The sequence below is a fragment of the Mangrovibacter plantisponsor genome (assembly GCF_003182475.1).
Taxonomy (GTDB): domain Bacteria; phylum Pseudomonadota; class Gammaproteobacteria; order Enterobacterales; family Enterobacteriaceae; genus Mangrovibacter; species Mangrovibacter plantisponsor.
The window spans coordinates 311,017-322,563 of the sequence record NZ_QGTS01000001.1; the positions used below are offsets into that span (position 1 = coordinate 311,017).

Genomic DNA, 11,547 nt, shown 5'->3' on the forward strand with positions numbered 1-11,547 from the left:
TTTTCTCACGATAACTGCGGCTGGCTTTTACGGCGATATGCCCAGACCATCATCGCCACGCCAGCCAGGATCATTGGGATGGAGAGAATTTGCCCCATGCTGATGTACTGAACCCAGGCGCCAGTAAACTGCGCATCAGGCTGGCGGAAGAATTCGACAATAATACGAAACGCGCCATAGCCTATCAGGAATAACCCGGATACAGCCCCAGCAGGGCGAGGTTTACGAATAAACACATTCAGAATAATAAACAGTACGATCCCTTCGAGGAACAGTTCATACAGTTGAGATGGGTGGCGGGGCAACATGCCGTATTTATCAAACAGGGCCTGCCATTGCGGGTGAGCAGGTAACAGCGCGATATCTTCACTACGGGAGCCAGGAAACAACATGGCAAAACGGAAATTCGGGTCAACACGCCCCCACAACTCACCATTGATAAAGTTACCCAGACGCCCGGCACCCAGGCCAAACGGAATTAATGGTGCAATAAAATCAGATACCTGGAAAAAAGTGCGTTTCGTGCGACGGGCAAACCAAAGCATCACGCAGATCACGCCGATCAACCCGCCATGGAACGACATACCGCCATCCCACACTTTGAATAAATACAGCGGGTTATTAAGAAACGATGGCAGATTATAAAACAGAACATAACCAATACGGCCACCTAAAAAGACACCGAGAAAACCCGCATACAGTAAGTTTTCCACTTCATTTTTTGTCCAGCCGCTTCCCGGGCGGTTGGCCCGCCGCGTTGCCAGCCACATAGCAAAAACGAACCCGACCAGGTACATAACACCATACCAGTGGAGGGAGACAGGGCCGAGAGAGAAAATGACCGGGTCGAAGTCAGGGAAATGCAGATAGCCAGTGTTCATAGTCACCATATAAACGCTTATTTTTCTGCCAAAAAGCAGACAGTTGGTCATGCGCACACGGAGCATACGCGCCAGAAAGCGCGCATAATATCATAAAGGCGACAGCCAGCGGGTTATGAGTTGTAAAGAACTATTCAGCAGTTAAAACCGCCTAACGGCCACCGCGAATCAGCCCGCCCATAGAACGGCGTTCCATAAATGCTGCCACCTGATGGCGAATTTCCGTGGTCATTTGCAATTCCAGTGCGCGTTTTGCCAGCTCCTGCGCCTCTGCGATTTCAATATGACGTAACAGATATTTAATACGGGGCACCGAACGGCCATTCATTGATAAATGGTGGTACCCCAGGCCAACCAGAAGCGCAACACACATCGGGTCACCGGCCATTTCGCCACATACGCATAAATCCAGGCCAACCTGTTCTGCTTGTTCGGCAATCATTTTCAGCGCGCGCAATACAGCCGGATGCAAACTGTCATACAGGCTTGCCACACGCGTATTGTTCCGGTCAACCGCCAGTAAATACTGAGTCAGGTCGTTGGTACCTACAGAGATAAAATCAACCCGCCCGGTCAGGTCCGGCAGCAGGAACACCATAGAAGGCACTTCCACCATAATACCAATACGCGGACGGGGAATGTCGTACCCCAGCATTTCTTCTACTTCACGCCCAGCCCGCTCAATCAGACGCCTGGCTTCGTCGATTTCATCGAGGCTGGTTATCATTGGCAGCAAAATGCTCAGGTTTTCGCTGGCTACGTTAGCCCGCAACATTGCGCGCATCTGTACCAGAAAGATCTCAGGTTGATCCAGCGTGATACGGATCCCGCGCCAGCCAAGGCATGGGTTCTCTTCACTGATAGGCATATAAGGCAGTTGTTTATCAGCCCCGACATCCAGTGTTCGCAAAGTAACAGGCTTACCGTTAAACATTTGCAACATACCCTGGTACTGCGCCACCTGCTCATCTTCTGAAGGAAAACCAGCCTGTAACATGAACGGGATTTCGGTGCGGTATAACCCAATCCCGTCAATTCGGTCGCCCAGCTTATCTTCATGCTGTGGGCTAAGGCCGGCATTGAGCATCACCTGGATACGTTCGCCGCTTTTCAGTTGCGCGGGTTGCTCAACTTCACCTTCAGCCAGTTTACTCAGCTCAAGCTCTTCGGTTATCAGCCGCTGATATTCTTGCTCCAGTACCGCTTCCGGGTCGACCAGCACTTCACCACGGTAACCATCGACCACCAGGGTTCGGTTATGCAACAAGCCGGGTTGCATGTCCGCCCCCATAACCGTGGGAATACCCAGAGCGCGAACCATAATTGCGGCGTGTGAGTTGGCGGCACCATCCCGCACGACAACCCCCACCAGCCTGTCTGTGGGTAACTCTGCCAGGGTTGCCGCAGACAGCTCATCCGCCACCAGAACAAAGCGCTCAGGCCAGGTATCCGGGCTCTGAATCGTATCATCGAGATGGAAAAGAATGCGCTGGCCAAGTGTGCGTAAATCCCCGGCGCGCTCTTTCAGATAACCATCAGTGAGCTCAGCAAACTGGGCGGCAAATTTCTCAATGATTTTTTTAACAGCCCACTCAGCAACCGACCCACCGTCAACTTCATCGAATAACTCACGGCGCAGGCGGGCGTCGCTCAGCAGGTGCGAATAAAGGTCAAAAATTGCAGCCGTTTCTTTTTGCGCACCAGCAGAAAAGCGCTTGCTGTAGCGACGAAATTCATTAGCAGCCTCTTCCAGTGCTCCCGTCAGCCGCTCACGCTCAAGGCTTTTATCCAGTGCTGAAGCTTCTGAGACCTGCTCAATCAGTGGCGATGTGGTATCCATCCACCCGGGTCCTATGGCCACCCCTGGCGATGCCGCCAGCGCACGAATGCGGGTTTGGCGGTATTGGCCAAATAAAGAGGTCAGTTGAGATTGCGACAGAATGGCGGCCATTTGCGTGGCCAGGGTAACTAAAAAAGACTCTTCACTTTCATCAAACTGGCGAAGTTCTCTTTGCTGTACCACCAGTACGCCCAGCAGTTGCCGGCGCTGGATAATAGGTACACCCAGAAAGGCTTTGAAGCGCTCTTCTTTAACGGCGGGAATATACTTAAAGCTGGGGTGTTTTTGTGCATCAGCCAGGTTAATAGGCTCTGCAAGGCGCCCAACCAGACCAACCAGGCCTTCGTCGTACGCCAGTGTGATGGTACGCCCACGTGGTTTTTTCAGCCCGCGGGTTGCCATTAAGTAGTAACAACGCCTGTCCTGGTCTGCCAGATATACCGAGCAAACCTCAGTGTGCATCGCCTGACAGATGTCAGTAACCAGAATATCCAGCGCCTCGTTTAAACGAGGCGCACTGGCGACCTTCTCTACTATTTCTCGCAACCGCGTTAACATATATCGCCTGTATTAACCTCTTTTACGCCGATAGTTAGCATTAGCAGCCGTATTACGTTGCGGCGCGATATCCTGCAATGCCATAACAACGCTGGCGAACTCTTTCATTACGCGCCGGTAGACATCCCGTTTGAAGGAAACAACCTGGCGAACCGGATACCAGTAACTTACCCAGCGCCAGCCATCAAACTCTGGCGTACTGCTGGTTTGCATATTGATATCAGTATCATTGCTCATCAACTGTAAAAGAAACCACTTCTGTTTCTGGCCTATACAGACGGGTTTTGTATCCCAACGCACCAAACGTTTCGGTAATTTGTAACGTAACCAGTTTCGGGTCGAGGCAAGAATCCGGACATCTTTACGCTGTAATCCGACTTCTTCAAAAAGCTCACGGTACATCGCCTGCTCAGGCGACTCACCGGGGTTTATACCTCCCTGAGGGAATTGCCAGGAGTGCTGACCAAAACGTCTGGCCCACATTACCTGTCCCTGGCGATTACAGATCACAATACCTACATTCGGGCGGTAGCCATCATCATCGATCACTGGACTACCTCAAAATAAACCTGGATGCGTTTGATTGTTTCATACTCCTGTATGGCGGTAAACCACTGTATGTGGGCAAGTACAAACGAATAACAATTGAATAACTCACAGAACACGCCACAGTTATAAACACCCACACAGCAATAACAGCGGTTTTATTCACTTTTTCTGTGGATATCATTGTGAAGAAGTACCGTATTACTCAGGGAAAACTAGTGACAGACTGCGTAGCCCTCGCATTAAGCGAGAAATTAACTTCATAAATATCATTATATTAAAAAAGAAATCACCACAACCGAGCTCTGAAAGGTGATATTCATCACATTAAGGATCGGCTTACTGATGAAAGATCAACCAGCGTCGATTTTATCCACAGATTATGCCAGTATCTTAGGCACAATTTGTCTGAAAATTGGATTTTATTCGCAAGTCAAGGCTGTAAATCAAACCAGTAGTTGCCACTTTTCCCGGTTATCCCATTTTTCTGTGGATAACCCGGTGTAAGATCCTGTTTATTCCCAGTGACCAGAATTGGAAAACCTTCAGAGCGCTAAATAATCCTGTGGATGAATAATTAAAAATAGCTTAAAAATCATAAAACTGTAATTTCTTTTAGCACAACGGTAAACTGAGTGGATAACCCTGCACTTACGCGTTCAATTTTTAATCACTCAGGTGAATATTGTTATGTCTGTCCTTCGTCCTCTGCCTCACCCCCCTTCAAGCGAACTGGAACTGGTTAACCAGGCGCAACAATTGGCGGGTATGGCATTAGGCGAACTGGCAACACTGGCCGGAATGAGCACCCCACCAAATTTGAAGCGTGACAAAGGCTGGACCGGGGTTTTGCTCGAACGCTGGTTAGGCGCCAGCGCCGGGAGTAAGCCTGAACAGGATTTTGCCAACCTGGGGATTGAGCTGAAAACCATTCCAATAGATGCTCAGGGGCGACCACTGGAAACCACATTTGTGTGTGTTGCCCCACTCACCGGTAATACAGGTGTGGTTTGGGAAACCAGCCACGTGCGCCATAAACTGCACCGCGTGTTGTGGGTTCCTGTTGAAGGTGAGCGCAGTATTCCACCAGGTGAACGCCGCGTCGGCACGCCATTATTGTGGTCGCCTTCTGAAGAAGAAGATGACCAGTTACGCCGTGACTGGGAAGAGTTGATGGATATGATTGTTCTGGGCCAGGTTGAGCGCATAACCGCACGCCACGGCGAAGTACTGCAAATTCGCCCCAAAGCCGCTAACAGCAAAGCACTGACCGAAGCCATTGGGGAAAACGGGCAGCCTATAATGACACTACCCCGCGGCTTCTATTTAAAGAAGAATTTCACAGGCGCAATTCTCGCGCGCCACTTCATGTTGTAGTTCACAACAGCCAGCATTCGTCAGACCTGCCGGCCAGAAATATCGCCAGCCGCCCCCCCCAGAAACAACGCACCCGGAGCCCTTGTAGCGGGCAGCCCTGCAACTCATTCAGGTTTGGGTATATAATATTCCCTTTCTTTTATTTCAGGGTTTTTTGATGTTATTTGCGTGGATAACCGACCCCAATGCATGGCTGGCGCTGGGAACACTGACGCTGCTGGAAATTGTTCTGGGTATCGATAATATTATTTTTCTCTCTCTGGTGGTTGCCAAACTTCCCAAAGCACAACAAAACAAAGCTCGCCGTCTCGGTTTGATGGGTGCGATGGTAATGCGTTTACTGTTACTGGCCTCAATTGCCTGGGTAACGCGCTTAACGAATCCACTTTTCTCACTAGCGGGCCATGCAATTTCATTGCGTGATTTAATTCTGATGGCTGGCGGGCTATTCCTTATCTGGAAAGCCAGTAAAGAAATTCATGAAACAATAGAAGGTGATGAAGAGAATTTACGTACCAATGTGCACTCTTTTTTCGGTGCCATTGTTCAAATCATGCTGCTCGATATTATCTTCAGTCTGGATTCTGTGATTACCGCGGTAGGTTTGTCTGACCACCTGTTCATAATGATGGCGGCCGTAGTGATTGCCGTCGGTATTATGATGTTCGCGGCCAGGCCGATTGGTGAGTTCGTCAGCCGCCATCCTTCAGTAAAAATGCTGGCACTTTCTTTTTTGATCCTGGTGGGTTTCACCCTCATTTTGGAAAGCGTTGGCATCCATATACCTAAGGGCTACATTTATTTCGCAATGTTCTTCTCCATTGCCGTAGAAAGCCTGAATTTGTTACGAAATAAAAAAAACTCGCATTAATTTTACTGTGCGCGTGACCAACGCGCACTTATTTACATTTTTTCAGAATATACTGCTTCCTGAATTCCGCCCAATTCGCTATTACTAGTATAACTTCGCAACCCTGAGAGGAAAATAATGATGAATAAATGGGCTGTAGCCATTTCCGCCGTGGGTCTGGTTTTTACTGTTTCTGGTTGTAGCAGCGATTACGTTATGGCAACCAAAGATGGCCGAATGATCCTTACTGATGGTAAGCCTCAGGTTGATAACGACACTGGCATGATCAGCTATGAAGACCAGAAAGGGAATAAGTTACAAATCAACCGCAACGAAGTTTCACAAATTATCAAACGCTAAACCTCAACCCGGCTGGCTCTGTGCCAGCCTGTAATTTTTTACTTCCCCTTTGCCGCCCGCTCTGCCATTTTGATAGCCCCCAGCAATTAAATTGTGGTGGGCTTGCAGAATACGTCGCGATAAATCTGGCCCCATGAGGCCTCGCAGTCTGCACGCCAACCCGCCTGTACAATTGAATGGCAGGAAACTGTTGTCGGGAAGCGACTCGTTGTAAACAACAAAAAGAAGGAAACCGGCTATGCATTATCACCGTATTCCCCACAGCTCACTTGAAGTCAGCGCCCTGGGCCTTGGGACAATGACATTTGGTGAGCAAAACAGCGAAGCTGAGGCCCATCTTCAGCTCGACTACGCCGTAAACCAGGGCATTAACCTGATAGATGTCGCAGAAATGTACCCCGTTCCCCCCCGCCCGGAAACTCAGGGGCTGACCGAAACCTACGTGGGCAACTGGTTACATAAACGTGGTAACCGGGAAAAACTGGTTATAGCTTCAAAAGTGAGTGGCCCTTCACGCAATAGTGACAGTGGAATCCGGCCAGACCAGTGCCTTGACCGCAAAAATATCCGTGCAGCGCTGGATGCCAGCCTGAAACGTCTGCAAACCGACTACCTTGATCTGTACCAGGTACACTGGCCGCAACGTGCCACCAACTGTTTCGGTAAGCTGGGTTATACCTGGACTGAAAACAAGCCTGCGGTGACGTTGCTGGAAACGCTGGAAGCCTTAACGGAATTGCAACGCGCCGGGAAGATTCGTTATATCGGTGTTTCCAACGAAACCGCCTGGGGCGTGATGCGCTATCTCAATCTGGCAGAAAAACACGACCTGCCGCGTATTGTGACCATTCAGAACCCGTACAGTTTGCTTAACCGCAGTTTCGAGGTAGGCCTGGCAGAGGTGAGCCAGTATGAAGGTGTAGAGTTGCTGGCGTATTCGTGCCTCGCGTTTGGTACGCTGACAGGTAAATACCTTAATGGAGCCCGCCCGGCGGGTGCCAGAAACACATTATTCAGCCGTTTTACCCGTTACAGTAGTGAACAGGCAGAACAGGCAGTAGCCGCTTATGTCGACGTGGCAAAACGCCATAATCTGGACCCGGCACAAATGGCGCTGGCATTTGTTCGCCAGCAGGCGTTTGTTGCCAGCACCTTGCTGGGGGCAACCAGTATTGAACAGTTAGCAACAAATATTGGCAGCTATAACCTGACACTGTCTGAAGATATCTTGGCAGAGCTGGAAGCGGTACACAAGCGCTATACCTACCCGGCACCATAACCACTGCGTTGCCTGTTTTCACAGGCAACGTTCCCTGGCCCGTTAAGGCGCTGTGCGCTGGCGGGCTTTTTTATCCTGGCCGCGTTTCCACACCCACAGGCCACTGATAGCCACAGCAAACAACACACCAAACCCAACACCAATGCCAATCACCGGCACACCCACTTTCACCGCCAGTGAGTAGAGGCCAAGCATCAGCAACATGGCGATGTTTTCACCCAGGTTTTGGACTGCAATAGCATTGCCGGCTCCCACAGTATGTTTACCTCTGTCCTGTAACAAAGCATTCAGTGGCACAACAAAAAAGCCGCCCAGCATACCAATCACCATTAACAGGACATAAGCAGGCAACAGGCTGTGTTGTACGGCGAAAAAGGCCACACCAACACCAATCAGTACCCCGGCAGGCATGCACCGGGCAACCGTTTTAAGCGTTACCAGGCGCGCGGCAGCTCCTGCACCGGCCACAATGCCAATCGCTACCATCGCGTTAAGATAGGTTGGCGTAGCGTTGTCCGTCAGCCCCAGCGCAACAGGCACCCACAGCACCAATAAGAAACGCAGAGTCACCCCTGCCCCCCAGAACATGCTGGTACCCACCAGTGAAAAACGGGTCTCTCCCATATGCCAGAGTGTGCGGCAGGCCAAAGAAAAGTGCGCCACCATTTTTCCCGGATGCCAGGATAACCCGGTACGAGCAGGTTGCAGGCGGGGAATCAAAAAGTTTGCTGCAACAGCACCGCCATAAACCAGTACACACACTGCCAGTGCCGCCAGTATGTGCCAGTCGGCCAGTACTCCCCCGGCCACTGAGCCCATAAGAATGGCGGCAATAGTTGAGGACTCCATCAAACCATTAGCTTTAACTAAACGGTCACCGGTAGTCAGCTCGCCCAAAATGCCATATTTTGCTGGCGAGTATGCCGCCGCGCCAATACCAACCAGGGTATAGCCGACAAACGGGTTAAACCCGGCACAAATCACCGCTGCGCCAAACAATTTCAGGGCGTTGGCAATCATCATTACTCGCCCTTTGGCAAGGCTGTCCGCAAACTGCCCCACAAAAGGAGCAAACAAAATATAGGCGCCAACAAATACCATTTGCAGTACAGGCTGGCTCCAGTCCGGGTAGAATTGCTGTTTCAGTACTGCCAGCGTGGCAAACAGCAATGCATTATCACCAAACGCAGACAGAAACTGCGCCACCATCACCGCCATCATGCCACGCGAATACAACCCCTGCTGCACCTCTGGCGCCTTAGCCATTAACGTTTTCTCCTTCAGCAACCATACTGGTCAGGGTAACAAAATCAGGCTTGCCACTGCCCAGCAACGGCAATTGTTTAAGGAAGCGAATATCACGGGGAACCGCCAGTTCTGGCATGCCCTGCTCACGCGCCTGGCGTAACAAACGTTCGCGAGTCAGTTCGCTGTCTGTGGTATACAGCACCAGCGCTTCACCTTTACTGGCATCATGGCGGATAACCGTGGCATGTAATTTTTCCGGGGAAACTCCCAGCGCCAGTTGCTCGACGGCCTCCAGTGAAACCATTTCCCCGGCAATCTTGGCAAAACGCTTTGCGCGCCCCTGAATAACGCAGAACCCCTGGTTATCAAACGCAACAATATCGCCAGTGTCGTACCAGCCCTCTTCAGACTCGCCATGCTGGTTTTCTGCACAAGGCGTTTCCAGAAAGCCCGGTTTCTCTACCCGCAGGTAACCTTTCATGATATTAGGCCCTTTGAGCTGTAACCGCCCGCCTTCACTGATACCTGGTACGGCCAACAAGCGTGCATCCATTCCCGGAAGAATACGCCCCACAGTGCCACTTTTTGCGGCCATAGGGACATTGATTGATACCACGGGAGCACATTCCGTCACGCCATAACCTTCCAGCACACGTAACCCAAATTTCTCCTGCCATAATGCGCGGGTTGTTTCCTGGAGTTTTTCGGCCCCAGCCACGACATAGCGAACTTTGAAGAAATCGTAAGGGTTAGCGAAACGCCCATAATTGGCGAGGAATGTAGGAGTACCGAATAGCACCGTGCAGTTACGGTCATACACCAGTTCAGGGACAACCCGGTAATGTAACGGGCTCGGGTAGAGAAAAACCTCGGCACCTGTCAGCAAAGGGGTTAATAACCCAACGGTTAACCCGAATGAATGGAACAGGGGTAGCGCCGACATAAAGCGATCATGCGCGGTAAAATCGGCAATAGTGCGAATTTGCTCAACGTTTGCCAGCAAGCTTTTGTGGCTGTGTACCACGCCTTTCGGGTGGCCTTCAGAACCGGAAGTAAACAAAACCAGAGCTTCGTCTTCAGGTTGTTGAGCGACCTGAGCACAGCGAGGCACCAGAAGATGTGCGAAGATCCAGACTTTATCACTGAGTGTGATATCGGCTTTTAAATCCTCCAGGAATACCCATTTAACCTGAGTCAGTTGCTCCGGCAGGTGCCATAGTTTGCCTTTATCAAGAAACTGCCTGGACGTGAATACCGTTTTAATCTCTGCGGCAGTAATCGCGCTGGTCAGCCCTTTAACCCCGGCCGTGTAATTCATCATGGCCGGAATTCGCCCCCGGGAAACAGCCCCGAAAATAACTGCGGCCGAAATACCGGCATTAGGCAACATCAGGCCAATTCGCTCGCCTTTCTGGCTGTATTTTTCGAGTACCCGGCCAACGAAGAGGATCTTGGTCAGTAACTTCCGGTAGGTGTCTGGAGTGAAATTGATATCTTCAATGCAGTTTTTGCGGGAACCATAGCGGTGCTGTGCTGACAACAGCGCTTCAAACAACGTTTCGCGTGGGCGAACAGCCATACGCGCTTCCATCATGATTTGATGTAGCATTTCCCCGGCCATGCGGCGGCGGTCACGCGCTTTAGGGGCCTGTGGCATAGGCAATGAGGTCGGGGGAAGGATGTGCAGCGTAATTCGTGGAAACAGGCGGCGTTTGACCACCCCTTTCAGGCGGCTGAAAAATGTCAGTTCAGCACCATCAATACGCAACGGTACAACAGTCGCCTGTGTTTTGGCAGCAACAAACCCGGCACCATCATAGATTTTCATCAGTGAACCCGTTGTACTGATACGCCCCTCCGGGAATATCACTACCGGCCTGCCCTGCTCCACCAGGCGAACCAGGTGCTTTATCGACATCGGTTTTGTCGGGTCCAGCGGGACAAAATCAATAATGGGGCGCAACCAGCGCATAAACCATTGGTTACTGATGGAGGTATAAACCGCAAAAACGGGCCTGACGGGAAGGAACAACGCCAGCAATACGCCATCGAGAAAAGAGACATGATTCGGCGTAATCAGCACCCGCTCACTGGACAGTGCCGTTTTATCCCCACTGACAGTGACGCGAAACATTATTCTGAATACTGCGCGAAAAAGACCAAAAAGCATATCAACTCCCTTTGTAGTCGGAAACCTGTACAGTCAGAAATGAATACAGGGAAAGAGAGTACACGACTTGCCAGACGGGAGCGACTGAATATCTGCAGAGTAAAAAAAACCTGCGCATCCGCGCAGGCTGGTGTAATGCTTGAGTTCAGCTGAAATTGGCTGACATCACCTATCAATACCTCTGGGACTCTTATCCTGACCGGTAGACAGGTAATACACCACCTCTAAAAAGCAAGTAAATTGGGCGAATTGCAACCAGGTATGTCCTTTCCCGGTTTATGTTACAACCCTGAAAAAAGGCAAAAAAAACCTGCGCATCCGCGCAGGTTGGTGTAATTCATGTGTTCAGCTGAAATTGGCTGACATCACCTATCAATACCTCTGGGACAATCAATGTATCAGCAGGCTCCTTTACACCGCCACCCGGGAATCGCAACA

10 protein-coding genes are annotated in these 11,547 nt (G+C 50.7%); 5 read left to right on the plus strand and 5 right to left on the minus strand.

Annotation, left to right across the window (positions count from 1 at the left end):
* Nucleotides 1–5 precede the first annotated feature (5 nt).
* From lgt to rppH, 3 genes are all read right to left on the minus strand, one after another.
* Nucleotides 6–881 carry a prolipoprotein diacylglyceryl transferase gene (lgt, locus tag DES37_RS01480; protein ID WP_110024744.1) on the minus strand — a complete coding sequence of 292 codons (876 nt, stop codon included), beginning with the start codon at nt 879–881 and terminating at the stop codon, nt 6–8.
* 151 nt (nt 882–1,032) lie between these two features.
* Nucleotides 1,033–3,279 carry a phosphoenolpyruvate--protein phosphotransferase gene (ptsP, locus tag DES37_RS01485; protein WP_110024594.1) on the minus strand — a complete coding sequence of 749 codons (2,247 nt, stop codon included), beginning with the start codon at nt 3,277–3,279 and terminating at the stop codon, nt 1,033–1,035.
* Nucleotides 3,280–3,291: 12 nt separating this feature from the next.
* On the minus strand, nt 3,292–3,828 hold the full coding sequence (gene rppH / locus DES37_RS01490; protein WP_036102664.1) for an RNA pyrophosphohydrolase: 537 nt from the start codon (nt 3,826–3,828) through the stop codon (nt 3,292–3,294).
* A 442-nt stretch (nt 3,829–4,270) separates the two neighbouring features.
* Here rppH and DES37_RS26095 point away from each other — a divergent pair, with 442 nt between their 5' ends.
* The 5 genes from DES37_RS26095 (at nt 4,271) to DES37_RS01510 (ending at nt 7,691) form a co-directional block, all read left to right on the plus strand.
* On the plus strand, nt 4,271–4,402 hold the full coding sequence (locus DES37_RS26095) for a hypothetical protein (protein ID WP_342768386.1): 132 nt from the start codon (nt 4,271–4,273) through the stop codon (nt 4,400–4,402).
* Nucleotides 4,403–4,515: 113 nt separating this feature from the next.
* Nucleotides 4,516–5,202 carry a DNA mismatch repair endonuclease MutH gene (mutH, locus tag DES37_RS01495; protein ID WP_110024595.1) on the plus strand — a complete coding sequence of 229 codons (687 nt, stop codon included), beginning with the start codon at nt 4,516–4,518 and terminating at the stop codon, nt 5,200–5,202.
* Between the two features lie 157 nt (nt 5,203–5,359).
* On the plus strand, nt 5,360–6,073 hold the full coding sequence (locus DES37_RS01500; protein ID WP_036102668.1) for a TerC family protein: 714 nt from the start codon (nt 5,360–5,362) through the stop codon (nt 6,071–6,073).
* A 120-nt stretch (nt 6,074–6,193) separates the two neighbouring features.
* The gene (locus DES37_RS01505; RefSeq protein ID WP_036102670.1) at nt 6,194–6,412 is read left to right on the plus strand and encodes a YgdI/YgdR family lipoprotein; all 219 of its coding nucleotides are present in this window, start codon (nt 6,194–6,196) and stop codon (nt 6,410–6,412) included.
* A gap of 238 nt (nt 6,413–6,650) precedes the next feature.
* Entirely contained in the window at nt 6,651–7,691 is a 1,041-nt protein-coding gene (locus DES37_RS01510) for an NADP(H)-dependent aldo-keto reductase (protein ID WP_110024596.1), read from the plus strand.
* Between the two features lie 42 nt (nt 7,692–7,733).
* On the opposite strand, the gene lplT is transcribed toward DES37_RS01510, so the two are convergent.
* Together lplT and aas are read right to left on the minus strand one after the other, a co-directional pair.
* Nucleotides 7,734–8,957: a lysophospholipid transporter LplT gene (lplT, locus tag DES37_RS01515; protein ID WP_170123711.1), complete on the minus strand. Its 1,224-nt coding sequence runs from the start codon at nt 8,955–8,957 to the stop codon at nt 7,734–7,736.
* Nucleotides 8,950–11,109, minus strand: coding sequence for a bifunctional acyl-ACP--phospholipid O-acyltransferase/long-chain-fatty-acid--ACP ligase (gene aas, locus DES37_RS01520; protein WP_110024597.1), 2,160 nt, complete (start codon nt 11,107–11,109; stop codon nt 8,950–8,952). Before aas ends, lplT begins: the two co-directional genes overlap by 8 nt.
* Between the last annotated feature and the right edge of the window lie 438 nt (nt 11,110–11,547).

Bases quoted from the DNA above. Each gene is read 5' to 3' on its own strand.
- ptsP (WP_110024594.1), bottom strand. From the start codon at position 3,279: ATGTTAACGCGGTTGCGAGAAATAGTAGAGAAGGTCGCCAGTGCGCCT.
- mutH (WP_110024595.1), top strand. From the start codon at position 4,516: ATGTCTGTCCTTCGTCCTCTGCCTCACCCCCCTTCAAGCGAACTGGAA.
- DES37_RS01510 (WP_110024596.1), top strand. From the start codon at position 6,651: ATGCATTATCACCGTATTCCCCACAGCTCACTTGAAGTCAGCGCCCTG.
- lgt (WP_110024744.1), bottom strand. From the start codon at position 881: ATGAACACTGGCTATCTGCATTTCCCTGACTTCGACCCGGTCATTTTC.
- lplT (WP_170123711.1), bottom strand. From the start codon at position 8,957: ATGGCTAAGGCGCCAGAGGTGCAGCAGGGGTTGTATTCGCGTGGCATG.
- aas (WP_110024597.1), bottom strand. From the start codon at position 11,109: ATGCTTTTTGGTCTTTTTCGCGCAGTATTCAGAATAATGTTTCGCGTC.
- DES37_RS01500 (WP_036102668.1), top strand. From the start codon at position 5,360: ATGTTATTTGCGTGGATAACCGACCCCAATGCATGGCTGGCGCTGGGA.
- DES37_RS01505 (WP_036102670.1), top strand. From the start codon at position 6,194: ATGAATAAATGGGCTGTAGCCATTTCCGCCGTGGGTCTGGTTTTTACT.